25 protein-coding genes are annotated in these 23,830 nt (G+C 72.6%); 14 read left to right on the top strand and 11 right to left on the bottom strand.

What is annotated here, in order from left to right; all coding sequences use genetic code 11:
* Positions 1–77: 77 nt before the first annotated feature.
* On the bottom strand, positions 78–344 hold the full coding sequence (locus HEQ75_RS07455) for a hypothetical protein (protein WP_168028820.1): 267 nt from the start codon (positions 342–344) through the stop codon (positions 78–80).
* A 45-nt stretch (positions 345–389) separates the two neighbouring features.
* Complete coding sequence (locus HEQ75_RS07450) at positions 390–1,553, bottom strand: M20/M25/M40 family metallo-hydrolase (RefSeq protein ID WP_168028818.1); 1,164 nt, start codon at positions 1,551–1,553, stop codon at positions 390–392.
* Between the two features lie 95 nt (positions 1,554–1,648).
* On the opposite strand from HEQ75_RS07450, the gene HEQ75_RS07445 reads away from it, so the two are divergent.
* From HEQ75_RS07445 to ypfJ, 3 genes are all read left to right on the top strand, one after another.
* Positions 1,649–2,752 carry a TauD/TfdA family dioxygenase gene (locus HEQ75_RS07445; protein ID WP_168028816.1) on the top strand — a complete coding sequence of 368 codons (1,104 nt, stop codon included), beginning with the start codon at positions 1,649–1,651 and terminating at the stop codon, positions 2,750–2,752.
* Positions 2,753–2,755: 3 nt separating this feature from the next.
* On the top strand, positions 2,756–3,487 hold the full coding sequence (locus tag HEQ75_RS07440; protein ID WP_168028814.1) for an aspartate/glutamate racemase family protein: 732 nt from the start codon (positions 2,756–2,758) through the stop codon (positions 3,485–3,487).
* Positions 3,488–3,549: 62 nt separating this feature from the next.
* On the top strand, positions 3,550–4,368 hold the full coding sequence (gene ypfJ, locus HEQ75_RS07435) for a KPN_02809 family neutral zinc metallopeptidase (protein WP_168028812.1): 819 nt from the start codon (positions 3,550–3,552) through the stop codon (positions 4,366–4,368).
* Between the two features lie 98 nt (positions 4,369–4,466).
* Here the strand turns inward: ypfJ and HEQ75_RS07430 are convergent, their stop codons facing one another.
* A complete protein-coding gene (locus HEQ75_RS07430) occupies positions 4,467–5,225 on the bottom strand; it encodes an SDR family NAD(P)-dependent oxidoreductase (protein ID WP_168028810.1) in 759 nt (252 codons plus the stop codon).
* The gene (locus HEQ75_RS07425) at positions 5,222–6,376 is read right to left on the bottom strand and encodes a ketopantoate reductase family protein (RefSeq protein ID WP_168028808.1); all 1,155 of its coding nucleotides are present in this window, start codon (positions 6,374–6,376) and stop codon (positions 5,222–5,224) included. The genes HEQ75_RS07430 and HEQ75_RS07425 overlap by 4 nt, the downstream gene beginning before the upstream one ends.
* Positions 6,377–6,453: 77 nt before the next feature.
* Here HEQ75_RS07425 and HEQ75_RS07420 point away from each other — a divergent pair, with 77 nt between their 5' ends.
* Both HEQ75_RS07420 and HEQ75_RS07415 read left to right on the top strand, forming a co-directional pair.
* Positions 6,454–7,320: a DMT family transporter gene (locus HEQ75_RS07420; protein ID WP_235961372.1), complete on the top strand. Its 867-nt coding sequence runs from the start codon at positions 6,454–6,456 to the stop codon at positions 7,318–7,320.
* Positions 7,317–8,291 (top strand): DMT family transporter, encoded by a 975-nt coding sequence (locus HEQ75_RS07415; protein WP_328733476.1) that lies wholly within the window; start codon positions 7,317–7,319, stop codon positions 8,289–8,291. Before HEQ75_RS07420 ends, HEQ75_RS07415 begins: the two co-directional genes overlap by 4 nt.
* Here the strand turns inward: HEQ75_RS07415 and HEQ75_RS07410 are convergent.
* Positions 8,222–8,638 carry a gamma-glutamylcyclotransferase family protein gene (locus HEQ75_RS07410; protein ID WP_168028806.1) on the bottom strand — a complete coding sequence of 139 codons (417 nt, stop codon included), beginning with the start codon at positions 8,636–8,638 and terminating at the stop codon, positions 8,222–8,224. The two genes, HEQ75_RS07415 and HEQ75_RS07410, sit on opposite strands and share 70 nt — an antisense overlap.
* Positions 8,639–8,685: 47 nt before the next feature.
* On the opposite strand from HEQ75_RS07410, the gene HEQ75_RS07405 reads away from it, so the two are divergent.
* Positions 8,686–10,086, top strand: a complete 1,401-nt coding sequence (locus tag HEQ75_RS07405; protein WP_168028804.1) for an L-lactate permease — start codon at positions 8,686–8,688, stop codon at positions 10,084–10,086.
* Here HEQ75_RS07405 and HEQ75_RS07400 read toward each other — a convergent pair.
* Positions 10,064–10,309: a hypothetical protein gene (locus HEQ75_RS07400; protein ID WP_168028802.1), complete on the bottom strand. Its 246-nt coding sequence runs from the start codon at positions 10,307–10,309 to the stop codon at positions 10,064–10,066. The genes HEQ75_RS07405 and HEQ75_RS07400 overlap by 23 nt on opposite strands.
* An 18-nt stretch (positions 10,310–10,327) precedes the next feature.
* A complete protein-coding gene (locus HEQ75_RS07395) occupies positions 10,328–11,071 on the bottom strand; it encodes a TSUP family transporter (protein WP_168028800.1) in 744 nt (247 codons plus the stop codon).
* A gap of 85 nt (positions 11,072–11,156) precedes the next feature.
* Between HEQ75_RS07395 and HEQ75_RS07390 the strand changes: the two genes are divergently transcribed.
* The 6 genes from HEQ75_RS07390 (at position 11,157) to HEQ75_RS07365 (ending at position 17,010) form a co-directional block, all read left to right on the top strand.
* Complete coding sequence (locus HEQ75_RS07390; protein WP_168028798.1) at positions 11,157–12,053, top strand: LysR substrate-binding domain-containing protein; 897 nt, start codon at positions 11,157–11,159, stop codon at positions 12,051–12,053.
* Between the two features lie 122 nt (positions 12,054–12,175).
* Entirely contained in the window at positions 12,176–12,814 is a 639-nt protein-coding gene (locus tag HEQ75_RS07385) for a YjbE family putative metal transport protein (RefSeq protein ID WP_168028796.1), read from the top strand.
* Between the two features lie 120 nt (positions 12,815–12,934).
* Entirely contained in the window at positions 12,935–13,906 is a 972-nt protein-coding gene (gene dctP / locus HEQ75_RS07380; RefSeq protein ID WP_168028794.1) for a TRAP transporter substrate-binding protein DctP, read from the top strand.
* A 162-nt stretch (positions 13,907–14,068) separates the two neighbouring features.
* Entirely contained in the window at positions 14,069–15,049 is a 981-nt protein-coding gene (locus HEQ75_RS07375; protein ID WP_168028792.1) for a DctP family TRAP transporter solute-binding subunit, read from the top strand.
* 49 nt (positions 15,050–15,098) lie between these two features.
* Positions 15,099–15,701 (top strand): TRAP transporter small permease, encoded by a 603-nt coding sequence (locus HEQ75_RS07370; protein ID WP_235961371.1) that lies wholly within the window; start codon positions 15,099–15,101, stop codon positions 15,699–15,701.
* A 31-nt stretch (positions 15,702–15,732) separates the two neighbouring features.
* Positions 15,733–17,010 carry a TRAP transporter large permease gene (locus HEQ75_RS07365; RefSeq protein ID WP_168028790.1) on the top strand — a complete coding sequence of 426 codons (1,278 nt, stop codon included), beginning with the start codon at positions 15,733–15,735 and terminating at the stop codon, positions 17,008–17,010.
* A 38-nt stretch (positions 17,011–17,048) separates the two neighbouring features.
* Here the strand turns inward: HEQ75_RS07365 and HEQ75_RS07360 are convergent, their stop codons facing one another.
* Positions 17,049–18,845 carry a vanadium-dependent haloperoxidase gene (locus tag HEQ75_RS07360; protein ID WP_168028788.1) on the bottom strand — a complete coding sequence of 599 codons (1,797 nt, stop codon included), beginning with the start codon at positions 18,843–18,845 and terminating at the stop codon, positions 17,049–17,051.
* 204 nt (positions 18,846–19,049) lie between these two features.
* Here HEQ75_RS07360 and HEQ75_RS07355 point away from each other — a divergent pair, with 204 nt between their 5' ends.
* Positions 19,050–19,745 (top strand): DNA-3-methyladenine glycosylase family protein, encoded by a 696-nt coding sequence (locus HEQ75_RS07355; RefSeq protein ID WP_168028786.1) that lies wholly within the window; start codon positions 19,050–19,052, stop codon positions 19,743–19,745.
* Here the strand turns inward: HEQ75_RS07355 and HEQ75_RS07350 are convergent.
* Positions 19,687–20,940: an FAD-binding domain-containing protein gene (locus HEQ75_RS07350; protein ID WP_209318395.1), complete on the bottom strand. Its 1,254-nt coding sequence runs from the start codon at positions 20,938–20,940 to the stop codon at positions 19,687–19,689. The genes HEQ75_RS07355 and HEQ75_RS07350 overlap by 59 nt on opposite strands.
* A gap of 21 nt (positions 20,941–20,961) precedes the next feature.
* Between HEQ75_RS07350 and HEQ75_RS07345 the strand changes: the two genes are divergently transcribed.
* On the top strand, positions 20,962–21,867 hold the full coding sequence (locus tag HEQ75_RS07345) for a metallophosphoesterase (RefSeq protein ID WP_168028784.1): 906 nt from the start codon (positions 20,962–20,964) through the stop codon (positions 21,865–21,867).
* A 190-nt stretch (positions 21,868–22,057) separates the two neighbouring features.
* Here HEQ75_RS07345 and HEQ75_RS07340 read toward each other — a convergent pair whose 3' ends face one another.
* Positions 22,058–22,768: a sulfotransferase family 2 domain-containing protein gene (locus HEQ75_RS07340; protein ID WP_168028782.1), complete on the bottom strand. Its 711-nt coding sequence runs from the start codon at positions 22,766–22,768 to the stop codon at positions 22,058–22,060.
* A 260-nt stretch (positions 22,769–23,028) separates the two neighbouring features.
* Positions 23,029–23,793, bottom strand: a complete 765-nt coding sequence (locus HEQ75_RS07335; protein WP_168028780.1) for an alpha/beta fold hydrolase — start codon at positions 23,791–23,793, stop codon at positions 23,029–23,031.
* Between the last annotated feature and the right edge of the window lie 37 nt (positions 23,794–23,830).

Raw genomic sequence — 23,830 nt, 5'->3', positions numbered from 1 at the left:
CAGGGCGCCGGCGCAGGCGCGCGCTTCCCAAGCCGAACGCCCCAACCGGCTGCCCCACCTCGCTGAACAGTGGTCGGTCAGCGCCGCGGAATGCCCTGCTGCTGCGCCCGTTCGCGCGCCGCCGCTTCCGCGGCCTGGCGGCGCAGGCGCTGGGTCCGCGTCTCCGGCACGCCATCCGCCGGCGTGGCGGAGGACAGGTCCTGGCGCATGTTCCAGTTCTGCCCATGCAGCTGGGCCGCGTTCGGCCCGTTGATCGCCGCCCCCTGCGCCAGCGCCAGGCCCGGCAGGCCAAGCCCAATAACCACCATCAGTGCCATCCGGTGCCGCATGTCGATCTCCCGCATTCCGTTGGGCGGAAGATTAACAGAAATTGGGACGCTCGCCCAATCTCAAGAAAGACGCGCCAGGATCCCCGCGAACAGCCGCGCCCGCGGCACAAGGCTGCCGATGGCGATGTGCTCGTCCAGCGTATGCGCCCCGGCGCCGGCCACGCCGAGGCCATCCAGCGTCGGGATGCCCATGGCGCCGGTGAAATTGCCGTCGGACCCGCCGCCCGAGGATTGGTGCGCGATGTCGAAGCCCAGCCCCTGCGCCACCTGCCGTGCCAGCCCATACAGCGCCATGGTGCCGGCATCGGCCTCCCACACCGGGCGGGTCACGCCGCGGGTCACCGCCAGCGCCACATCGGGCGCGGCCGGCTGGAGCGCCAGCATCCGCGCCACCCCGGCATCGAGGTCCGCCTGCCGCTTGGCCATGGACAGAACCTCCGCATCGCAATGCGTGGCGACGCAGTTCACCCATTGCCCACCCCGGATGACGCCGGCGGAGAAGGTGCAGTCCTCCGTCGTCATCGCCTCGATCGCCAGCACCTGGCGGCACATCTCCCGGATCGCGGAGCGGCCCTCGCCCAGCGTGGCGCCGGCATGGCTGGGCCGGCCGGTGGTGCGCAGGTTGAAGCGGGCGATGGCGTAGCGGCCGGTCACCACCCCGCCATCCGGCCGCGCCGGCTCCGGTACCAGCACGAAGCGGGCGCGGCTGGCCTCGGCCTCGATCAGGTCGCGGGTGGAGGGGCTGCCCACCTCCTCGTCCGGGGTCAGCAGCACCGTGACGGGCAGCGGAATCGGCACGCCGGCGCGGTGCATCTGGCGGATGGCGTCGATGGCGAGGTAGGTGCCGCCCTTCATGTCGAAGATGCCGGGGCCGCGGCAGGTCCCGCCCTCCTGCCGCCAGGGCAGCTTCGCCAGGGTGCCGACGGGGTGCACCGTGTCCAGATGCGCCAGGATGAGGATGCCCGGCACCGTCTCCCCCAGCGGATGCGGGAAGCGGGCGCGGACGCAGTCGCCGAAGCCCATGCGGCCCGGGATGCGGTCCACCCGCGCGCCCAGCAGCGCCAGGTCGCGCCCGGCCAGGTCCATCATGCGGTTCACCGCCGCGGCGTCGAAGGTGGGGCTTTCGCATTCCACCCAGCCGCGCAGCCCGGCCAGCATCGACTCCACGTCGAAGGGCAGGCCGGCCGGGTCGAAATCCGCGCGGGTGGGGGCTGGGGCGTCCATCGGCTTGCGTCTCCTGCTCTGCCGCCAGCCTGGGGGCAGGGCGGCCGGCAAGGCAAGATGTGGCAGCGGGCGCGCGGGCTGGTAGTGTGGCGGCAATGAGCGACAAGCCCCCCCCCTCCTCCGCCCCCTCCCCCGCGCTGGTCGCGCCACGCCCGCGCCTGGTGCCCCAGGCCGGCCCCGCCGCCTGGCGCGCCACCGACCTGCGCCCCTCCGACTGGATGATCCCGGTCGGTGCCGAGGATGCGGCGGAGCTGGAGCAGGCGCTGGCCGCGCTCGGCGGGCGCCCGCCGGAATCGGCCGCCGAGGCGCCGCTGCCCCGCCTCGGCGCGGTGCTGCGCAACGCCGCCACGCGGCTCGATACCGGCCGCGGCTTCGTGCTGCTGCGCGGCCTCGCGCTCGGCCGCAGCGACGCCAACCTGGCGGAGGAAGCGCTGCTGATGGCGCTCGGCGTGCATCTCGGCCGGCCGCTGCCGGGGGCGGAAGGGGCGGTGCAGCGCCTGACCAGCCAGGCCGGCGGCAAGCTGCGCTGGCGCTTCCATGCCGATGCGGCCGATGTGGTCGCGCTGCTGGTGCTGCGGCAGCCGCCGGATGTGGACCCGGCGATGCTGGTCGCCGCAGCCACCGTGCACAATGAGATGATGAAGCGCGACCGCGCGGCGCTGGAGATCCTGCACCGCCCGCTGCCGCATCTGACGCCGGATGGCCAGGTGCGCGACCTGCCGGTGTTCTCCTCCGCCTCCGGCGCCTTCGTCGGGCGCTATGCGCGGGATGCCATCGAGGCGGCGCAGCGCCTGCCGGAGACCCCGCGGCTGACGGGCGCCCAGGTGCAGGCGCTGGACCTGCTGGACAGCCTCTGCGCCGAACCGGGCCTGGCGCTGCGGATGGAGGTGCGGCCCGGCGACGTGCTGCTGTTCAACCCGCTGCAGGTCTGGAAGCGCCGGGCGGAAGGCGTGGCGGAGCCACCGGCGGAAGCCCTGCCTGGCGACCCCGTGCCGCCAACGCCCGAGGCCCGGGACAGCCTGGTGGAGGCCGAGCCGGCGCCGCCCGCCCCCGCCGCCCCGACGCCCGCCGCCGGGATGCGGGTGGCGCTCCGGCTGCTGCTGCTGACGGAGACCTCCCGCGCCCTGCCGCAGGGGCTGCTGGCACTCGGCGAGGGTCCGGCGGCCGCTGGCAACGGCGCTGCCATGGTGGGCGGCTGAGCCATGCGCATCCTGGTGCTGAACGGCAACACCACCGAGGCGATCACGGCGGCCTGCGTCGCCGCCGCACGGGACGCCGCCGCGCCGGCCACCGAGATCATCGGCGCGACGCCCGCCTTCGGGCCGACCGTGATCTCGACCCGGGCGGAGAACGCCATCGCCGGCCACGCCATCCTGGCGACGCTGGCCGAGCATGCCGGGGGCATCGAGGCGGCAATCCTGGCGGTCAGCCACGACACGGCGCTGGACGCCGCGCGGCAGTTGATGCCCTGCCCGGTGATCGGCATGACGGAGGCCGCCTGCCTGACGGCCTGCCTGGTCGGCGGGCAATTCGGCGTGCTGACGCTCGGCCAGGCCCGGCCCTATGAGGAGTTGGTGGCCCGGCACGGCCTGGCGGCGCGCTGTGCCGCGGTCGTCGGCCTGCCGCTGACGCCGCAGCAGGCCATCGCCGATCCGGCGGCGGCGGAAGCGCAGGTGCTGGCCGCGACCACGGCGATGGCGGAACGCTGCGATTCGGTGGTGCTGGCCGGGGCGGCGCTGGCCGGCCTGGCCGCGCGGCTGCAGGACCGCGCGGCGGTACCGCTGCTGGATGGCATCGCCTGCGCCGTGAAGCTGGCCGAGGCGCTGGCGGCGCTGCACCTGCCGAAGCCCCGCACCGGCAGCTTCGCCGCCCCCGCCGGGCGGACGGGCCTCGGCCTGTCGCCGGCCCTGGCCGCGCTGCTCAGCGGCGGCTGAGGGGCGGCCGCCGCAACTTCATCCACCGCCGGACGTTGCCATCGCGTGACGGAGGGTCGGCGATGCGGCTGGGCGGCGGGCGGGAAAGCAACAATGTGCAGGACCGCCGCGGTGGCGGTGGCATCCGCCGCGGCGGCATCGCGGTGGGCGGCGGGCTGGGCGGCGTGGTGCTGGTGGTGCTGGCGCTGCTGTTCGGCGTCGATCCCGCGGTGATCCTGTCCGGTGCCGGCGGGGCAGGGCCGGCGCAGGTGCAGACGGAGGGCCCGCCGGCGCAGGACCCCGGCGCGCGCTTCGTGCGCCGCGTGCTGGCGGAAACCGAGGATGTCTGGACCCCTGCCTTCCGCGAGATCGGCCGGACCTACGAGCCGCCGATCCTGGTGCTCTTCAGCGGCGCCGTGCGCACCGGCTGCGGCACCGCGGAGGCCACGGTCGGCCCGTTCTATTGCCCGCAGGACCGGCAGGTCTACATCGACCTGGAGTTCCTGGCCGCGCTGCAGCGCCAGCTGAACGCGCCCGGCGACTTCGCCGCCGCCTATGTGATCGCGCATGAGGTCGGCCACCATGTGCAGAACCTGCTCGGCGCGCTGGGCCAGGGCCGGCAGTCCAATGCGGCGCAGGTGCGGGTGGAGCTGCAGGCGGATTGCCTGGCCGGCGCCTGGGCGCGCCGCGCCCAGGATGCGCGCGCCATCCTGGAGGAAGGCGACATCGAGGAAGGGCTGGGCGCCGCCGCCGCCGTGGGCGACGACCGGCTGCAGCGCCGCGGCGGCGGGCAGGTGGTGCCGGAAAGCTTCACCCATGGCAGCGCCGCGCAGCGCGTGGCGGCCTTCCGGCGCGGGCTGGCCGGCGGCTCGCTGCAGGCCTGCGCGCCCGCCGCCGGCTGAAGCCGGCCGGCAGGCGAAACCGGCGAAGGCACCCGGATCCCGCGGCGCAGCAGCACCCGCGGGATTTCGGCGCGGATCGCCGCGGCCTGCCGGGCCGCTCAGCTGCCCCCGTCGACCTGCAGGATCTGGCCGGTGATCCAGCTGGCGAAGGGCGAAGCGAAGAACATCACCGCATGCGCCATGTCCTCCGGCTCGCCCAGGCGGCGCATGGCGATGCGGCCCAGCATCGCCTTCTGGCCTTCCTCCCCATAGCTTTCGAACTGCTTGATCGAGGCCGGGTTCGACAGTGCGAAGCCCGGCGCCACGGAATTCACCGTGATGCCGAAGGGGCCGAATTCGCGGGAGAGCTGCCGCGTCAGCCCCACCAGCGCATGCTTCGAGCTGCAATAGGCCTGGATGCCGGTGAGGCTCGCCTTCAGCCCGGCGCCGCTGCTGATGGTGACGATGCGGCCGGTGCCGGCGCGCTTCATGCCCGGCGCCGCCGCCTTGCACAGGTTGAAGGCGGCATGGGTGTTGATGTCGAAGATCGCGTGCCAGTCCTCCTCCGGCACCTCCTCGATCGGGCGCATCACCTGGCCGCGCACGCCGCCGGCATTGCAGACCAGCACGCCGAGGGGCTGGCCGGTCGCGGCTTCGATGTCGCGGATCCAGCCGGCGGCGGCGCCCTTGGCCGTCAGGTCGAAGGCGGCGGTGGTGATGTCGGCCTCGCCGGAAGCCGTCTCCGCCAGCTCCTCCGCCGAGAGGTCGCAGGCGAAGACCCTGGCGCCCACCCGGGAAAATCCGCGGGCGATGGCGCGACCATAGCCGTGGCCGGCGCCCGTCACCGCCACCACCACGCCGTCATAGCGGATGTTCATCGCATCAACTCCAGCAGATTGTCGTCGGACATCGGGCGCTCGCCGCGCTCGCATTCGTGGATCATCCCGATCAGCCGTTCCAGCGTCCGGCAGGCCAGGCCGTGGGCGCGGCCGATCGGCGGCACCGCGCCGATCTGCGCATCGGCGGGCGTCGCGCGGTGGCGCACCCACAGGTCGCGCCAGACGCCGGAATGGGTTTTCGCGTTGGGGCGGTTGAAGGCCTCCATCGCGGCCATGGAGGCGCGCGCCGCATCCTCCGTGCCGCCCGGCCCGAAGGCCTCCGGCACAAACCCGTTGAAGCCAAGCGGAGAAATGCCTTCCGCCCGCGCCACCGCAATCACCTCGCCGCACAGGGCGCGCACCAGCGGCAGCAATTCGGTGCGGGCCAGCGTGTCGGCGATGCCCTTCTCGGCCAGGCCCTGGGCGTAGAGCAGGCTGGAATAGGCCAGCTTGCCCCACAGATAGCCCCAGATGTTCGGTGTCAGCACCGCATCCGGCTCGAAGGTCTCGGCCAGCAGGGCGTGCAGCGCCTGCACGCGCGGCGTGGTGGCGCCATCCAGCTCGCCCACCACCACGGCGCCGCGGTTGCCGTAGAGGATGCGCCCGGGCTCGATCCAGTCGGCGCCGAAATTGACGAAGGCCCCCATGGTGCGATGCGCGCCGCAGACCTCGGCGATCACGCGCTCGCACAGCCCGTTCTGCAGCGACAGCACATAGCCGTCCTCCGCCAGGTGCGGCAGCAATTGCCGGCAGGCGGCTTCGGTGTCGTGCGTCTTCACCGCCAGGAAGATGCGGCGGAACACGCCCTGGACGCGGTCCGGGGTCGCCGCCGGGGCCACCACCTTCATGGCCGCGACCGGCCCTTCGATGCGCAGGCCGTGCGCCGGGTCGGCGATGGCAGCGGCGTGGTCCGCCACCACGTCGCAGAACACCACCGCATGGCGCGCCCGCACCAGATGCGCCCCCACCGTGCCGCCGATGGCGCCCGCCCCCCAGATCAGGATCGGCCCGTGGTCCACGGCGTCCCTCGCCCCCTCGCGTCCCGCCAACTGCCGCCCCCCTTCAACAATGCCGGCCGAACAATCCAGGCCGATGCCGGCCTTTCCGTCCAGGCCGATGCCGGCCTTTCCATCCAGGCCGATGCCGGCCATGCGCCCGGCGCGCTTGCGCCCGGTGGCGCCGGCATACCACCCTGGGATCCAGGCTAGACAGGACCAGCCCCGCGTCAATGCGCCCCGAGAGAAGCGGTAACCTGCGCGGCGCCGCCCTGATGGCCGCCGCCGCCGTGCTGTTCGCGGCGGAGGTGCTGATGATCCGCTGGATGACGCTGCGCGGCATCCCGGTGGAGGTGCAGCTGTTCGCCCGCGCGCTGGGCCAGCTGCTGTGGGTGACGCCGCGCATCGCGACGAGCGGCCTGGCCGTGTTCCGCACCAGGCGCCTGCCGATGCACGCGCTGCGCGGCCTGTCCTCGCTGATTTGCTGGGGCCTGTACTACTACTCCTTCACCCGGCTCGACATGGCGACGGGCACGGTGCTGTCCTTCACCAACGTCATGTTCACCACGCTGCTCGCCGGCCCGGTGCTGGGGGAGCGGGTGGATCGCTGGCGCTGGTTCGGCACCATCGCCGGGCTGCTCGGCGTGGCCGTGATGCTGCGGCCGGGGGCGCAGGTGGATGTGCTGGGTGCGGCGGCCGCCATCGTCGCCGCCATTGCCTGGTGCGGCATCACCCTGTCCTCCCGCGCGCTGACGCGCACCGATGCCACGCTGACGGTGCTCGCCTGGGTCGGCGTGTTCACCAGCCTCGGCGTGCTGCCGCTCGCGGTGCGTGCCTGGGTGCCGCTTGAATTGGTCGACCTCGGCCTGCTGCTGGTGATCGCCACCGTGATGCCCGGCATCATCTTCCTGGTGACGGAGGCGCTGCGCCATGGCGAGGCCAGCGCCATCGCGCCCTTCCAGTATCTGCGCCTGGTGGTGGTGGCGATCGCCGGCTGGGCGATCTTCGGCGAATTGCCGGATGCCTGGGGCTGGCTGGGGGCGGCCATCATCCTGTCCGGCGCCCTGGTCATCACCGTGGCGGAGGCGCGGCGGCGGTGAGCGTCTATGCCCGCGCCGCACTGCTGACCATCGCGGCCGGCTTCGTCTTCACGCTGGAGACCATCCTGGTGAAGGCGATGGCCGATGTGCCGGTGACCACGCTGGTGTTGGCCCGGGCGCTCGGCCAGCTCGCCTGGACGCTGCCCTCGCTGGCGCGCGACCCGACGCTGCCGCGCACCCGGGCGCTGCCGATGCAGATCTTCCGCGGCGTGCTCTCCGTGGTGTCCTGGTACACCTACTACCTGGCCTTCACCGGGCTGCCGCTGGCCATGGCGACGGTGCTGTCCTTCTCCGCCGTGCTGTTCGTCACCGCGCTGGCCGGGCCGGTGCTGGGCGAGGTGGTGCGCTGGCGGCGCTGGACGGCAACGCTGGTGGGCTTCGCCGGCGTGGTGCTGGTGGTGCGGCCGGATGCGGGCACGCTGGCGCTGGGCTGGCCCATCGCCGCCTCCCTCGCCTCCGCGCTGCTCGGCGCCGGCATCGTGATGACCACGAAGCTGCTGGCGCGGACGGAGCGCACCGGCACCATCATGTTCTGGATCGGCGTGGTGGCGGTGGCCTTCGCCCTGCCCATCGCCATCCCGCACCTGGCCTGGCCGGGCTGGCGCGATGCCGGGCTGCTGCTGCTGTGCGCGATCTGCGGGCCTGCGGGAATGCAGCTGTGGATCACCGCGCTGCGCATGGTGGATGCCAGCGTGCTGGCGCCGATCTCCTATGTCCGGCTGGTCTTCGCCGCGGGCTTCGGCGTGGCGCTGTTCGGGGAAGTGCCGGATGCCTGGCTGGCGGCCGGGGCGGTGCTGATCGTGGGGTCGGCCATCTACATCACGCGGCGGGAAGCCGCGGTGGCGCGGCGCCGGGCGGCACCGCTGGCCGCCGTGGCGCAGGCCGCGCCGCCCGCGGCGGCTCAGCCGATGAATCCGCAGGCCGCGAGCGCCGCCTCCAACGGTGCGGGCGACAGGCCGAAGTCGCGATAGCCATGCCGCAGATGCTCGACATAGTCGGCGCGCAGCCGGCGCGGATCTTGGCGCAGCCCATGCCCGACATAGATCCAGGCGCCGCTGCCATCCGGCAGGGCGATGCGACGGCGGTCATAGACGCGCAGCGCCGTGCCCTCCGCCCGATCCAGCCGTTCCAGGTGCTCAGGCCCGACCTGCCACAGGCCGATTGGCAGGAGCCCCGACGAATCCGGCTCCACATCCGCCGCGCGGCGCAGCACCAGGCGCCAGCCGGGCAGCAGCAGGGCACCGGCAGGCGTGGCGCCGGGGCAGCGTTCCAGCATGCGGGTGTGGCGCAGATTGCTGCCATAGGCGGCGTAGAGCATCGCCCCGCAGATGCCGCACCGCCGACCCGTTCCGCAAGAGGTTCCGCATGATCCTGGCGCTGCAGGCCGCCCCGCTGCTGTTGCTGGTGGCGCTGTTGGTCTCCGGCCGCGCCGGCCCGGTGCCGGCGGTGCTGGCGGCGCTGGCCGCGGCGCTGCCGGCGGTGGTGCTGACGCTGCAGGCGCCCCCCCTGCCCTTCCTGCTGGCGGAGGCGCTGCGCGGCGGCTTCCTGGCGCTGAAGCCGATCGCCGTGGTGATGGGCGGGCTGCTGTTCCACGCGGCGGTGGCGGGTCCGGCCCGGCCCGGCGCCGCGACGCAGCCGGCCGATCCGCGCCGCATCTTCGTGGCCAGCCTGCTGATGGGCGGCTTCATGGAGAGCGTGACCGGCTTCGCCGTCGGCGCCGTCTTCGCCCTTTCCGCGCTGCGCGGGATGGGGTTGGGCGGGGCGCCGGCGGGGGCCATGGCCTTGCTGTCGCTGACACTGGTGCCCTGGGGCGGGCTCGGCCCCGGCACCTCGCTGGGCGCGGCGCTGACCGGCCTGCCGGCGCAGGATGTGGCGGCGCTGACCGCCTGGCCCAATGCCGCCTGGCTGCTGCTGATGGGCCCGGTGCTGTGGCGGCTGTGCGGCGCCGCCGGCATCGCCGTGCCGGGGCGGGAGAAGCTGGCCCAGATGGCGCTGCTGCTGGCGATGGCGGCGATCCTGCTGGGCAGCCACGCGCTGTTCCCCTTCGAGGCCGCGGGCATCCTGGCCACCGGCATCCCGCTGCTGGCCTGCCTGTGGCGGCTGGAGCCGCCGCAGGGCGCCGCGGGCTGGCGCCGCGCCGGGCGCGCCATGGCCCCCTATCTGGGCCTGACGGCGGCGCTGCTGCTGGCGCGCGGCTGGCAGACAGCGCCGGCCTGGACGCCCTATCCCGACCTGCCGGGCTTCCCGGTGACGCATGTGGCCGTGGTGCTGTGGCTGGCCGCCGGCCTGCTGCTGCTGCGCCGGACGGATGCGCGGGCGCGGGTGGCCGCCGCCCTTGGCCGGGCGCGGCGGCCGGCCCTCGCCATGCTGCTCTATGTGGTGCTGGCGCGCTGGATGGCGGGGTCCGGCATCGCCGGGGCGCTGGCGCTGGCCGCCGCCGCGGCGCTCGGGCCGCTGGCCCCCTATGCGGTGCCGGTGCTGGGGCTGGCGTCCGGCATCGTCACCGGCAGCAATGTGGGCTCCAACGCCGCGCTGATGCCGGTGCAGGCGGCGCTGGGCCAGGCCGCCGGGCTGCCGCCGCTGCTGGCCCCGGCCCTGCACAATTTCGCCGGCGCCGCCGGGGCCGGCATGTCGTTTGCCGTCACCGCCATGATCTGCGGCCTGCTGGCCGATGGCGCGCGGCCGGCGGGCATCGGGCGGCTGCTGGCGCCCTCCCTGGCCGGGGTGCTGGTGCTGGGCTGGATCATGGTGGCGTGGCTGGGGTAGCGCCGAGGACGGCCCGCCCGGCGGGCGTCACGGCCACCCACAACCCGCCATCGCGGGTTTCGCAGGCGATCAGGCCGCGCTCCGTCGCATCCTCCCACACCGTCAGGCGCGGGCAGCTCGTACGCCAGGCCTCCATCACCTCGGCATAGGGGCGCGGCGCGGGGGCCAGCCAGGCCAGCAGGTCACGGATCAATGCTTCCTTGGGGGCCTCCTCGGGGTCCATCGCGGCACCTCCCTCACGTTACGGAAACAGCAGCAGCCAGCCGCCCTGGGCGATGTAGAAGGCGGCAATGCCGGTGACCAGCCGCCCGGCCCAGGCGCGGTATTGCACCTCGGTCAGCGCCGCCAGCAGCGGCCGCGCCGCCAGCGTGCCGACCAGCGAGGCCAGCACGGCACCCCCCGCCAGCACCGGGTCCAGCGCATCCGCCCCGGCCACCAGCCCGCCGAAATACAGCAGCTTCAGCGCATGGCCCTGCACCTGGCACACCGCCTTGGTGGCGACGATCCCGTGCCGGTCCAGCCGGCCGCCGAGGAAGAAACCATCCAGCAGCGGCCCGGCCACGCCGGTCAGCAGCATCAGCGACATGCTGGCCAGCCCGCAGGCCAGGCCATGGCCCGGCCGTTCCGGATCCGCCTTGGCGCCGGCGGGCAGCAGCTTCAGCAGGAAGGGGCTGAGGCCGAGGGCGATCAGCGCCACCGGCTTGTCCGGCACGAACAACACCAGCGACCAGAGCCCCGTCGCCAGCACGCAGCCCAGCATGTAGGCCGCCACGATCCGCCAGCGCACATGCGCCAGCAGGAAGGCGGCGCGCCAGGCGTTGGAGGCGATCTGCGTCACCGCATGCAGCGCCATGGCCAGCGGCAGCGGCAGCACCATCAGCAGCACGCCCACCAGCACCAGCCCGCCGGCCATCCCGAAGATGCCGGACAGCAGGGAGGTGGCGACCATCACGGCCCAGAGCAGCAGCATGGTGGCAATGGTCATCGGCCGGTTTCCTCCGCGGCCTTCATTGCGCCCGCGCGCGCCGGCACACAAACTGCGAATGCTGAGCCTGGCATGAGATTTCCTGATGCTGCCCGCCCCCCGCCCGCCCTTCCTGAACGGCATCCGCGCCTTTGCCAGCGCCGCGCGCGGCGGCAGCTTCGTGGCCGCGGCGGCGGAGTTGCACGTGACGCCCGCTGCGGTCAGCCGGCTGGTGAAACTGCTGGAACAGCGCATGGGCGTGGCGCTGTTCATCCGCCAGGCCAACCGCCTGGCGCTGACCGAGGCCGGCCGCGCCTATGCGGAGGGCGTGCTGCCGCTGCTGGATGCGCTGGGCCGGTTGACCGAGCAGGTGGCGGAGCGGGCCGGTGGCGGCGCCCTGGTGGTCGGCGTCGGCCCCACCTTCGCGATCCGCTGGCTGATCCCGCGCCTGGCGGATTTCCAGCGCCGCGCGCCGGGGATCGAGGTGCGCATCACCACCGGCGGCGCCGCCATCCCCCATTCCGAGGCCTGGACCTGCGGCATCCGCCTGGGCCAGGGCGCCTGGCCGGGGCTGATGGCGACAAGGCTGTTCGGCGCCGACCTGGTGCCGGTCTGCCGGCCGGAGATGGCCCGCAGCCTGCCCAGCCCAGCCGCGCTGGCCCGGGCCGCCCTGCTGCGCGTGGCGCATGCCGAGGCCGACTGGCCGCGCTGGCTCGCCGCCGCCGGCGCACCGCAGGTCACCGCTGCCGGCCCGGTCTTCGAGTTCTATGGCCAGGCCTTGCAGGCAGCGGCGGATGGGCTGGGCGTGGCGATGGGCGTGCGGCCCTATGTCGACGACGACCTGGCCGCCGGCAGGCTGGTCGCCCCCTTTCCCCTGGCCCTGGCCAAGCCGGAGGGCTGGTACCTGGTGCACCGGCCGGAGCGGGCGGCAGCGCAGGGATTCCGTGTCTTTCGCGACTGGCTTCTGGCGCAGGCCGGCCTGGCACAAGTAACGCGGGGTTAACCTGACGGGCATCTCCGGCATGACCGAGACGTTGCCAAGTCGACACTTCGGCACAACGGGCCGGGCGGTTAGAAGCGCCCTGGGCAGGAACGGCCAGGGAAAGCCGTGCCCGGAGATCAGGGATGGACTCGCTTTACGCCCAGGCACCGCAGTTCCTGGAAATTCTTTGGCTGAACATCATTCTCTCAGGCGACAACGCCGTGGTCATCGGCCTGGCCGCGGCCGGCCTGCCGCCGCACCTGCGCGGCAAGGCGGTGCTGTTCGGCATCCTGACCGCCGCCGCGCTGCGCATCGTCTTCTCGCTCGGCGCCACCTGGCTGCTGGGGCTGTGGTGGGTGGAGCTGATCGGCGGGCTGGCGCTGCTCTACATCGCCTGGGGCTTCTGGAAGGAGCTGCGGCATGAGGCGGCGGAAGCCGAATCGGGCGCCGAGCCGGCCGAGAAGACGCTGGTGCAGGCGCTGCGCCAGATCATCATCGCCGACGTCTCGATGAGCCTCGACAACGTGCTGGCGGTGGCCGCGGTGGCGCGCAACAACGTGGTGATGCTGGTGATCGGCCTGACCGTCTCCATCCTGCTGATGGGCCTGCTGGGCGGCGCGCTGGCCAGGCTGCTCGATCGCTACAAGCTCATCGCCTATGTCGGGCTGGCGCTGATCGCCTATATCGGCGTCGAATTGCTGTGGGAGGGGGCGGCCGCCGCGAACGAGACGCTGGCGCTCGGCCTGCCCCTGCCGGTGCCGCACGCAGCCACGCCGCATTGAGCGGAAGCCGCTGAATCGGGCCTCGGGCGGGGCATTGTGGCCCCGCCCCGCCTTCACCTATACCGCACCCCATCGGGGTCGCCGAACCGGGTGGCCGCATACGGGGAGTGAACCGCCTTGATGAAGATGACCCGCCGCCTGGCCCTTGCCGCCACGCTGGCGCTGCCGCTCGCGGCCCCGGCCATGGCGCAGACGCAGATCACCATCCAGCACCCGCTGCCGCTGAACAGCCATTACGGCGCCGGTGCCACCGCGCTGAAGGAAAGCTTCGAGCGCGCCTCCGCCGGCCGCTACAGCGTCGTCATCCAGCGCAACGACAATGAGCGCGAGGCGATCGAGAGCGTGCAGATCGGCACCATCGAATGTGTCATCACCTCCACCGGCCCGGTCGGCAATTTCGTGCCGGAGACGCGCAACCTCGACGTGCCCTTCCTGTTCCGCGACACCGCCCATGCCCGCGGCGTGCTGGACAGCGAAATCGGCCAGACCATGCTGGGCCGCTTTTCCGCCCGCGGCCTTGCCGGCGTCGTGTGGATGGAGAACGGCTTCCGCCACCTGACGAATTCGCGGCGCGAGGTGAACACGCCCGCCGATGTGCGCGGCCTGAAGGTGCGCACCATGGAGAACCAGGTGCACATGCGCGCCTTCTCCACCCTCGGCGCGCTGCCGACGCCGATGGCCTTCTCCGAACTCGTCCCCGCGCTGCAGCAGGGCACCGTGGACGGGCAGGAGAACCCGATCCCGGTCATCGTCGCGAACAACCTGAACCAGGTGCAGCGCTTCCTGACGCTGACCGGCCACGTCTATTCGCCGGCCATCCTGATCTGCAACCCGGCGATGCTGGCGCGCCTGTCGGCGGCCGATCGCGCCGCCTTCCTGGAAGCCGCCAAGGCCGCCGCCGCCGCCAACCGCGCGCGCGTCACGGCCGATGAGCAGTCCGGCGTGGCGGAGCTGCGCCGCCGCGGCATGACGGTGGTGACGCAGGTGGACAGCGCCGCCTTCCAGCAGGCGCTGGCCGCGGCCTTCACCGAGTATGAGCGGACGCTGGACGGCGCCCTGCTGCGCCGCATCCGCGCCTGGCAGCCGAACTGAGGCGGGGCCACCGGGGCGCGGAATTCCGCGCCCCGGTGATTGAATCGACGCGCGAGGCCGCCTGCGTGGCTCCCGCAGGATTGATGCTCCCGCCGCAATCCTTCTATACGGCTTGTGCATAGGGCGCCGATCCAACGGGGCTCATCCAGGGAGAGCTCATCGATGACCATGATCCGCCGCGTGGCCCAGGCCGCCGCGCTCGTGCTGCCGTTCGCCCTTGGCGCCGCCCCGGCGCTGGCGCAGACCGAGCTGACGGTGCAGCACGCCCTGCCGCTGAACAGCCACACCGGCGTCGGCGCCAGCACCTTCAAGGAAGCGCTGGAACGCCTGACCGGCGGGCGCTACCGCGTCGCCACCCAGCGCAACGACAACGAGCGCGAGATGGTCGAGAGCGTGCAGATCGGCACCATCGACTGCACCTTCACCTCCACCGGCCCGGTCGGCAACTTCGTGCCGGAAGTGCGGCTGTTCGACGTGCCCTTCCTGTTCCGCGACGCAGCCCATGCCCGCGGCGTGCTGGATTCGGAGATCGGCCAGCAGGTGCTGGCGCGCTTCCCGGCGCGCGGCCTGGTGGGCGTGATCTGGATCGAGAACGGCTTCCGCAACCTGACCAATTCCCGGCGCGAGGTGAACACGCCGGCCGATGTGCGCGGCCTGAAGATCCGCACCATGGAAAACCAGGTGCACATGCGCGCCTTCACCACGCTCGGCGCGCTGCCGACGCCGATGGCGTTTTCCGAACTGGTGCCGGCCCTGCAGCAGGGCACCGTCGATGGGCAGGAAAACCCGATCTCGGTCATCGTGGCGAACAACCTGAACCAGGTGCAGCGCTACATGACGATGACGCGCCACGTCTATTCGCCGCAGGTGATGATCTGCAACCCGGCGATGATCGCGCGGCTGAGCCAGGCGGATCGCGCCCTGTTCCAGCAGGCGGCGCGTGAGGCGCAGGTCGCCAACCGCGCCCGGGTCAGCGCGGATGACGAGGCCGGCGTGGCCGAGCTGCGCCGCCGCGGCATGACGGTGATCACCCAGGTGGACACCGCCGCCTTCCAGGCGGCGCTGGCCCCGGCCTTCGCGGAGTGGGAGCGGACGCTGGATTCCGCCACGCTGCGCCGCATCCGCGACTGGCGCGCCAACTGAGCGGGAACGGCCACGGCGCCCCGCCCCTTCGAGAGCCGGAAGCAACGCGATGAACATGATGAACGTGGTGCCGTTGCAGGTGACGGGGGCGGCGACGCTCGCCGTCGTGCTGCTGGCGCTGTGGGTCGGGTCCGGGCCCGGCGGCGGGACCCGCGGCACGATCCGGGCGGCGCTGCTGCGCCTGGACCGCATCGTCACCTTCATCGCGGCGCTGCTGGCCTGCCTGGCACTGGCCATCGCGGTGCTGGCGGGGCTGTGGCAGGTGTTTGCGCGCTTCGCCACCGAAACGCCTTCCATCTGGTCCGAGGCGCTGGTCCGTACCGCGCTGGTCTGGATGGCCTATATCGGCGTCGGCGTGGCGCTGCGGGCGGGCGCGCTGGTGTCGATCGACGTGGCGCACCGTCTGACCGGCGGCGTCCTGCGTCGCGCCATCGAGGCCGCGTCGCTTGCCTGCACGCTGTCCTTCCTTGGCGTCACCTTCTGGTTCGGCTGGATCATGGCGCAGCGCGTGCAGTTCCAGGAAATGGCGGGGCTCGAGGTCTCCATGTCCTGGGGCTATGCCGCGATCCCGCTCGGCGCGGCCTTCGCGATGCTCGGCGCGATCGGGCATTTCCTCGACCGCCGCAACGAGGAACTGGAGAGCGCGGTATGAGCCTGCACCGTTCGATGGGAAAGCGCAGCCGATGAGCGGCACGATGCTTACGGTGATGCTGGTGCTGTTCGCGGCCAGCATCCCGGTCGCGATCGCCATCGGCATCGCAGCCCTGGTCGGCATCGCCGGCTTCACCAGCTTCCCGCTGATCGTCGCCGCGCAGCAATTGTTCGTGGCGCTGGACAAGTTCCCGCTCGCCGCCATTCCCTTCTTCATCCTGGCGGGCAACCTGATGGATGTCGGCGGCATTTCCCGCCGCCTGGTGGCCTTCGCGCAATCCATCGTCGGCGGCATCCAGGGCGGCCTGCCGGCCACCTGCGTGCTGACCTGCATGATCTTCGCCGCCATCAGCGGCAGTTCCGTCGCCACCACCTTTGCCGTCGGCGCCATCATGATCCCGGCGCTGGTGCGCGCCGGCTACCCGGTGGCCTTCGCCGCGGCGCTGCAGGCGACATCGGCCGAACTCGGGGTGGTGATCCCGCCCTCGATCCCGATGATCCTCTACGGCGTGACCACGCAGGTCAGCATCCCGGAACTGTTCATCGCCGGCTTCGGCCCGGGCCTGCTCATCGCCGGCGCGCTGGTCGGCACGGTGCTGGTCTGGTGCCGCATCAAGGGCTGGGGCCTGCAGGATGGCGAGGGCCGCCTGCCCTTCCTGGTGGCGACCCGCCAGGCCGGCTTCGCGCTCTTCATGCCGGTGGTGGTGCTGGGCGGCATCTATGGCGGCATCACCACACCGACCGAAGCCAGCGTCATCGCCGTGGCCTATGCGGTCCTGGTCGGCATGTTCCTGCACCGGGAGATCGGCTGGCGGGATCTGTATCCGATCTTCCGCCGGTCGGTCATCAGCAGCGCGGTGATCCTGTTCATCATCGCCTGCGCGGCCGTCTTCTCCTGGCTGCTGAACCGGCAGGGCGTGCCGGATGCGGCCGCGGCGTGGCTCGTCACCACCTTCGACGGCGCCGCGCTGTACCTGCTGGGCGTGAACCTGTTCCTGTTCGTCATCGGCATGTTCGTGGAGACCAGCGCCTCGATCATCGTGCTGGCCCCGGTGCTGCAGGAAACCGCGCAGCGCTTCGGCATCGATGGCGTGCATTTCGGCACCATCATGGTGGTGAACCTGGCGATGGGCATGATCACGCCGCCCTTCGGCGTGAACCTCTTCGCCGCGGCGCAGGTGGCCGGCACCAGCGTGGACAAGATGATGCGCTACCTGCCGGTGTTCATCGGCGTGATCTTCGCCTGCCTGATGCTGATCACCTACGTGCCCTGGATCGCCATGGCGCTGCCGCAGATGGTGTTCCGGTAAGCCGGTGGCGGAGGGGGCACGCCCCCTCCGCCCGCCCGTCAGATGCCGCAGCGGGCCAGCAGCCCGGCATACCAGGCCTGCAATGGCGGGTCGCCCGGCACCTTCACGCCGGACGGGTCGATCAGCACCTCGTGCCGGTCGAAGCTGCAATAGCGGAAGCTGACATCGGCCTCCGCATACTCCTTCACCTCCCGCGCCATGATGACGGTGGCGATCGCCTCCCCCAGCCGCAGGCTGCGGGTGTTGTCGCTGCGCCAGTGCACGCCGCCCATGGTGCGGCCCATGGCGACGTTGCTGGCGATCTTGTTCAGCTCGCCGCCCACCGTCATCGCCCCGGCATCGGCGCCGGCATAGGCCGGCAGCGCACCCGCCGTGACCGTCGGCTGCAAGAGGCGCTGCACCGCGCGCGTCTGCGGGTGGCGCGAAGCCTCGACCAGGCCCTTGATCGGGTGCTTCTCCTCGAACCACGCCTTCAGCACGGTGACGCAGGCGCCGGCGACGGTCGCGTGGCCGGCGCCATAGGCGGGGTGCGCCGGCGCGCCGCTGGTGAAGGCCATGGGCAGCAGGAAATTGTCCTCCGCCGCATGCGCCGTGCCCGCATTCGCGGCGTGGTTCTTCTGCCGGATGGCGGCGGCGGCGCGCGTGGTGAAGACCCAGTCCGGCAGGCCGATGGCCTTGTCGTGGACGTGCTGCATGGTCATCAGCCCGCCATAGGCTTCCGGCCGCAGGCGGCGATGCACCATCCACTTCTGCCGCCACACCACCTTCAGGGCGCGGGAGGCGACCTCGGAGACCATGGTCAGCAGGTTCGGCCCGCCCAGCGTGGCGAAGCCGGCCTGGCGGCTCAGCCGGCTGGCATAGGGGTTGCCGGCATCGAACGGCGCCCCCCAGTCCAGCAGCAGCAGGGCGGCGTTGAAATAGGCCTGGTGCAGCGCATCCTTGTGCACGAAGCGCGCCAGGTCGCGCATGCTGCCGATGTAGCGCTGCGCGTTGCCGGGCTCATAGGCGGCATTGTCGTCCCCGAAGTCGTTGGCGTTAGGGTAGGGGCGCCCATGCGTGTCGCGGCCGATGTTCTGCGCCATCAGCCAGTCCTGCGTGTTCTGCAGGTAGTCGCGGCGCGGCGCGTAGGGGAACTGGGTCTGCCTGATGGTCTGCGTGCCGAAGGGCACGTCGTGCAGGAAGAACTGGCTGACCATCGGGCCAAGCTGCTCGTCCTGGAAGCCGCTGCGGAACAGCGTCATCGGGTTGAGGTCGAGCCGCCCCTGCGCGTCCATCGGCAGGTCGAGGCCGGGCCGGATGCCGGACTCGCCATCGGCGGCGATGGCGCGCTCAAAGATCGGCGTCAGCTCCGCCACCGCATCCTGCACCGACGCCATGGTGGCGGCATCGCCCCCTTGCAGCGCGTCGAACGGGACGTCGCGCCACAGCGCCATCCAGAACAGCTCCGTCATCTCCGCCGCCGTGCTGTCGGAGAGCACCTTCGGCGCGGGCCAGAGGTTCACCTGGAACGGGTCGAGCCCGAGCAATTCGCGCGCCCGGCCGGCCTGAGGGCTGACCAAGGGCGCGGCGCTGCGATTGCCGGCGGGGATGCTGCCGGGCGGCACCGCGCCGCCACCGAGCGATTCATAGTCCGGCGCGGCCGGCCCCGGCCGTGTGTCCGCCGCCGCCTGGCGGAAGACCTCGTAGGCGGCGGGGTCGACCATGCCGAAGCGGTCATGCGGCAGGGTCTTGTGGAAATTGCCGATGAAGGGGAAGGCGCTGTCCTTCCCGTGGGTCGTCTCGTCGCCGTTCGGGCTCGGCCCTTGCGGCATCAGGGGGGTGGGGTGCGACGTCATCTCGGTCTCTCCCTTGGCAGGCGGGCGCATCTGGACCCACGCCGAAAGGGTTGCGCAAGCGCAGCGAAACACAGGGAAACGAATCTCACGCCCCTCATTTTCAACGATTTTTCTGCATGGCGCCGGTTGCGTGGCTGACATGAGCGACCGCTCAAAAATCGCGCATGGCTGCACCGCGCGCCGCTTCAGGCTAGCCTCGGCCCCATGACCACCCCCCGCCCCTTCGCCGGCCCGACCGCGCTTCGTCACCTGCGGCAGGACCCGGTGCTGCGCGCCGTGATCCGCCGCATCGGCCCCTGCACGCTGGTGCCCGCGCTGCGCGACCCCTACGAGGCGCTGGTCCGCGCCATCGCCCACCAGCAGGTGCATGGCCGCGCGGCGGAGGCGATCCTCGGCCGTTTCGTGGCGCTGTTCCCCGGCATGCCCTTCCCCACCCCGGCGCAGGTGCTGGCGATGCCGGCGGAGGCGCTGCGCGGCTGCGGGCTTTCCGGCAACAAGGTCGCCGCCATCCGCGACATCGCGGAGAAGGCCGCCGGCGGCCTGGTGCCGAGCGCCAGGGTCGCCGCGCGGCTGCCGGACGAGGCGCTGGTGGAACGGCTCGTGGCGATCCGCGGCGTCGGCCGCTGGACGGTGGAGATGCTGCTGATCTTCACCCTCGGCCGGCGCGACGTGCTGCCGATCGACGATTTCGGGGTGCGGGAGGGCTGGCGGGTCTCGGCCGGGCTGGAGGCACAGCCGAAGCCGAAGGAACTCGCCGAGATCGGCGCCGCCTGGGCGCCCTACCGGTCCGTCGCCGCCTGGTATCTGTGGCGCGCGGCGGATGCGGCGAAGGCAGGCAGCCTCAAGCCGAAGGCGGCGAAGGGGCCAGTTCCCGGAGCCATGCCGGGATCCGCTCTCTGAAGGCGAAGAAGCCGCGGGTCGCCGCCGGCCAGCAGGCCGCGTCCCAGTCGCGGCGCAGCAGGATGGCGCCGGGCAGCAGCGTGGCGGCCGGGTTCCAGCCCATGGGCGGCTCCGCCATCACCACCGGCAGGCCATGCGCGGCGGCCCAGCCCGGCACCGCCGCCGCCGCCAATGGCTGCGCCGCCACGCCGAACCGCGCCGCGGCGCGGCCCAGGCCATCGGCCAGGCAGGCCTGCACATGGCGCTCCACCAGGGCTGCGCAGCCGAGCGGCGAACGCGCGCGGGGGGAGGCCAGGCCGGCGATGGCGGCGATGCGCACGCCGGGCGGCAACAGGCTTTCCGGGTGCAGGTCGTCCTCGTGCAGCAGCAGCGCCAGCGGGCCGGGCGGCAGGCGCCCGGCGAGTGGCCCGGCCGGCGGCAGCGGGCGCGGCGGCGGCAGCGGCTCGGGTGGCGGCGGTGCCGCATCCTCCGCCAATTGCCCGGCGGGGTTGAAGCGGCCGCCGGTGAAGCGGGCGATGTTCTCCGCCCGCGCCACATAGACCTTGCCCGGCGTGTGCAGCCCGGCCACCCAGCGCCAGGACAGGGTGTTGGAGGCCGCATCGCCATCCCGCAGCTGGCGCAGGAACAGGTCGGCGCCGAGCCGCCAGGGCAGGCGCAGCGTGAAGACCCAGATGCTGGCGAACCACATCCGGGCGTGGTTGTGCAGCCAGCCATGGTCGCGCAGTTCTGCCGCCCAGGCATCGAAGGCGGCGATGCCGGTGGCGCCGGCCTCCGCCGCCGCCAGCCGCGCGCGCAGCCCGGCATCCCGGGCGGCCAGCGCCAGATCCTCCGCCAGGCCCTGCCGGTAATCCTCCCACAGGGCCGGGCGCAGTTGGAGAAAGCCCTTCCAGTAGCTGCGCCAGAACACCTCCTCGATGAATTTCGAGGCCGGCTCCGCCCCCTGCGCGGCCAGCGCCGTGCCCACCACCTCCGCCTCCGTCACCAGCCGGTGGCGCAAGGCGGGCGAGAGGCGGGAGACGGCGGCGGGCGCGCCCGGGCCGAGGTCGCTGTTGCGACCCTGCGCATAATCGGGCCCCATGCGCGCCGCGAATCCGGCGAGGTGGCGGAGCGTGGCGGCCCGGTCGGTGAGCCAGTCGGGCGGCCGGTCGGGCGATTTGATCTGCTGCATCCCCGGCAGATCGGCCCGCTCCGCCATCGCGCAACCGAGGGAGCCTGCATGTCCACACGCCGCGCGCTGCTGACGACCCTGGGCGGGCTGACCGTGCTGGGGGCGACGACCGGGCTGTATGGCTTCTGGATCGAGCCCACCTACCGGCTGGGCATCGCCGAATACCGGCTGGACCCGCCCGGCTGGCCGCGCGGCAACCCGCTGAGCATCGTGGCGCTGGCCGACATCCATGCCTGCGAGCCGCAGATGCCCCTGCAGCGGGTGGCGGAGATCGTCGCCGCGGCGAATGCGCTGCGGCCGGAGCTGGTGGTGCTGCTGGGCGACTACATGGGCGGCGGCGCGCTGGTGAAGCACGGCATCCCGGTGGCGGAGACGGCGGCGGTGCTGAAGGGGCTGCGCGCGCCGCATGGCGTGCATTCGGTGCTGGGCAACCATGATTGGTGGGAGGACCCGCAGGTGCAGCGGTCGCGCCGCGGCGTGCCCCGCACCGCCCGCGTGCTGGCCGATGCCGGCATTTCGGTGCTGCACAACGCCGCGGTGAAGACCGGCTTCCGCGGCCGCGGCTTCTGGGTGGCGGGCAGCGGCAGCCTTTGGGCCTTCAGCGAGGGCGGCGGCCGCTTCCTCGGCGCCAATGACCTGAACCGCACCCTGGGCGGGGTACAGGACCGCGACCCGGTGATCCTGCTGTGCCACGAGCCGGACCTCTTCCCCTCCGTGCCGCCGGACCGCGTGGCGCTGACGATCTGCGGCCACACCCATGGTGGCCAGGTGCGGCTGGCCGGCTATTCGCCCTATGTCCCCTCCGCCTTCGGCAACCGCTATGCCTATGGGCATGTGGTGGAGCAGGGGCGGCACCTGGTGGTCTCCGGCGGGCTCGGCACCTCGCTGCTGCCGGTGCGCCTCGGCGTGCCGCCTGAGATCACGCTGATCCGGCTGGGCTTCGGCCAGGCCTGAACTGCCCGTGACTTTCCTGCCTCGTCTGCAATCGGATAAAATGTGCAGATCGAAGACAGCAGGAAAGGAGCATCGACGTGACCCAGCGCAGCAGGCCCGAGCCGATTCCCGAGGACGCCCTGGACCAGGTGGTGGGGGGCGCGGGCCAGGCGGGCCAGGATACCCAGGGCGGCGGCGTGCCCGGCTTCGACTACGGAACGCCCGGCCCGGGGCCGGATGCCGAGGCGGATGAATTCACTGAGGCGCGGCCGAAGACCGGGCTTTCCTGAGGGGCGTGCCCCGCGGCAGCTTCCCCGAAGCGATAGCCGAAGCGTTCGATATCCTTGCTGAACCGGGCCGCGACCAGATCGGCCAGGCGGGGCGTATAGTATTGCCGGTAGTCGGAGCGCCGGCTCCGGTTCATGTGCCGAAGCGGCGCCGGCGGCTGGGGGAGCCGCGCCGCGATGCGGCTGAAATCGGCTTCCAGCGTCTCGAAGCGGCCGACGAAATCCACCAGCAACCGGCCCTGCGAATCCACCAGATAGTCGGTCTGGCAGCGGGTGATGGATTTGGCGCCGCCCTCCTCGACGATCTCCTCGGTCGCGTGCAGCAGGAATTCCTCGAAGCTGCGCGCGCTGCGCAGCACGTAGCGGCTGAAGGCGTTCAGCGGCGCCCCGCTGTCGAGCCGGGGTCGCATCGCATCGATCATGGACCACCAGGAGACCAGGCGGTCCCAGGGATTCCGGACGAAGGCGAAGGTGAAGTAGCTGTCCCACACCGCCGCCCCGAGGCGCTCCCGCAGCTGGTCGGCCCGGTGATGCTTGTCCGGCGCGTTGATCGGCTGGCCGAAGGCGGCGGTGACCGAGGTTCCGCCCGTCTTCTGGATATGCACGAAGATTGTGCGGTGTGCATGGCTGATCATGCCGGCAAGGACTGTCTTCTGGCTGCGGCCCGTCGGCGAAGCGCCCGTGGCCCGATTGGCATCGATGCCGCCGCCCCAGCGCCCAAAGGCGGGGTCCTGCGACAGCCGGGAAAGCACCGGCGCGGACCGGGCTCCGCCCGCGTCGCGGGCGCCCGGCATCCAGCGGATGGCAGCGCGGCGCGCTCTGCGCCAGACACATGTCCGCGAGCAGGCGGCCGCCAGGCGGCATGGGGCGTGGCGCCGGCGGGAGGCCGCCTGGATCAGGCCGCCAGGAAGCCCCGCACCTGCGCCAGGAAGGCCGTTGGGTTTTCCGCGTGCAGCCAATGGCCGGCCGGGATCGAGCCCTGCCTGGCGGCCGGGAACAGGCGCTGGAACAGCGGCCGATGCCCCGGCTGGATGTAGTCCGACCTCTCCCCCGCCAGCACCAGGACCGGGCCTTCATACCGCCCCGGCAGATCCGGCCAGCCGGCGATGGCCGGCATCCCGGCGGCGATCGCCTCCAGCCCGATCCGCCAGGCCGGCGGTTCCTGGGCGAAGTCCAGGTTCTGCAGCAGGAAGGCGCGCAGCGGCGCCGCCGGCATGGCGGGGGCCAGCGCCGCATCGGCTTCCCGCCGCGCCAGGCCCGGGCGCAGATCCAGGCCGCGCATGGCGGCGATATAGGCGTTGAACAGCGGCGCCGGGTACGGGACCGGGGCGATGTCTGCCACCATCAGCCGCGAAACGCCCTCCGGCCGCGTCAGGGCCAGCGCCATCGCCACCTTGCCGCCCATGGAATGGCCGATGACGGCCGCCGGCCAGGCGCCTTCCGCGGCCATCGTCTCCGCCACATCGGCGGCCATGTCGGGGTAGGCCATCCCGGCGGCGTGGGGGGAGGCGCCATGGTTGCGCAAATCCAGCGCCAGAACCCGGAACCCCTCCGCCGCCAGCGCCTTCTGCACCGTGCCGAAATTCTGCCCGGCGCCGAGCAGCCCGTGCAGCAGCACCACCGGCGCGCCCTCGCCCAGCGTGGTGACCGCGAGCCTCATCCGCGCGCCGCCATCACGTTCATCCGCGCGCCGCCAT

Origin of the sequence: Falsiroseomonas selenitidurans (assembly GCF_012103215.1) — a bacterium.
Classification (GTDB): domain Bacteria; phylum Pseudomonadota; class Alphaproteobacteria; order Acetobacterales; family Acetobacteraceae; genus Falsiroseomonas; species Falsiroseomonas selenitidurans.
Note: the sequence above shows the minus strand (reverse complement) of the source record. Positions and strands in the feature narration are given on the sequence as shown.

Coding starts and splice junctions, on each gene's coding strand:
- HEQ75_RS07445 (WP_168028816.1), top strand. CDS start 1,649: ATGAGCGACAAGCCCCCCCCCTCCTCCGCCCCCTCCCCCGCGCTGGTC.
- HEQ75_RS07430 (WP_168028810.1), bottom strand. CDS start 5,225: ATGAACATCCGCTATGACGGCGTGGTGGTGGCGGTGACGGGCGCCGGC.
- HEQ75_RS07355 (WP_168028786.1), top strand. CDS start 19,050: ATGACCACCCCCCGCCCCTTCGCCGGCCCGACCGCGCTTCGTCACCTG.
- HEQ75_RS07455 (WP_168028820.1), bottom strand. CDS start 344: ATGCGGGAGATCGACATGCGGCACCGGATGGCACTGATGGTGGTTATT.
- HEQ75_RS07450 (WP_168028818.1), bottom strand. CDS start 1,553: ATGGACGCCCCAGCCCCCACCCGCGCGGATTTCGACCCGGCCGGCCTG.
- HEQ75_RS07360 (WP_168028788.1), bottom strand. CDS start 18,845: ATGACGTCGCACCCCACCCCCCTGATGCCGCAAGGGCCGAGCCCGAAC.
- HEQ75_RS07420 (WP_235961372.1), top strand. CDS start 6,454: ATGCGCCCCGAGAGAAGCGGTAACCTGCGCGGCGCCGCCCTGATGGCC.
- HEQ75_RS07400 (WP_168028802.1), bottom strand. CDS start 10,309: ATGGACCCCGAGGAGGCCCCCAAGGAAGCATTGATCCGTGACCTGCTG.
- HEQ75_RS07340 (WP_168028782.1), bottom strand. CDS start 22,768: ATGATCAGCCATGCACACCGCACAATCTTCGTGCATATCCAGAAGACG.
- HEQ75_RS07410 (WP_168028806.1), bottom strand. CDS start 8,638: ATGCTCTACGCCGCCTATGGCAGCAATCTGCGCCACACCCGCATGCTG.
- HEQ75_RS07440 (WP_168028814.1), top strand. CDS start 2,756: ATGCGCATCCTGGTGCTGAACGGCAACACCACCGAGGCGATCACGGCG.
- HEQ75_RS07395 (WP_168028800.1), bottom strand. CDS start 11,071: ATGACCATTGCCACCATGCTGCTGCTCTGGGCCGTGATGGTCGCCACC.
- HEQ75_RS07425 (WP_168028808.1), bottom strand. CDS start 6,376: ATGGCCGGCATCGGCCTGGATGGAAAGGCCGGCATCGGCCTGGACGGA.
- dctP (WP_168028794.1), top strand. CDS start 12,935: ATGAAGATGACCCGCCGCCTGGCCCTTGCCGCCACGCTGGCGCTGCCG.
- HEQ75_RS07335 (WP_168028780.1), bottom strand. CDS start 23,793: ATGAGGCTCGCGGTCACCACGCTGGGCGAGGGCGCGCCGGTGGTGCTG.
- HEQ75_RS07370 (WP_235961371.1), top strand. CDS start 15,099: ATGAACATGATGAACGTGGTGCCGTTGCAGGTGACGGGGGCGGCGACG.
- HEQ75_RS07385 (WP_168028796.1), top strand. CDS start 12,176: ATGGACTCGCTTTACGCCCAGGCACCGCAGTTCCTGGAAATTCTTTGG.
- HEQ75_RS07345 (WP_168028784.1), top strand. CDS start 20,962: ATGTCCACACGCCGCGCGCTGCTGACGACCCTGGGCGGGCTGACCGTG.
- HEQ75_RS07365 (WP_168028790.1), top strand. CDS start 15,733: ATGAGCGGCACGATGCTTACGGTGATGCTGGTGCTGTTCGCGGCCAGC.
- HEQ75_RS07405 (WP_168028804.1), top strand. CDS start 8,686: ATGATCCTGGCGCTGCAGGCCGCCCCGCTGCTGTTGCTGGTGGCGCTG.
- HEQ75_RS07390 (WP_168028798.1), top strand. CDS start 11,157: ATGCTGCCCGCCCCCCGCCCGCCCTTCCTGAACGGCATCCGCGCCTTT.
- ypfJ (WP_168028812.1), top strand. CDS start 3,550: ATGCGGCTGGGCGGCGGGCGGGAAAGCAACAATGTGCAGGACCGCCGC.
- HEQ75_RS07350 (WP_209318395.1), bottom strand. CDS start 20,940: ATGGCGGAGCGGGCCGATCTGCCGGGGATGCAGCAGATCAAATCGCCC.
- HEQ75_RS07375 (WP_168028792.1), top strand. CDS start 14,069: ATGACCATGATCCGCCGCGTGGCCCAGGCCGCCGCGCTCGTGCTGCCG.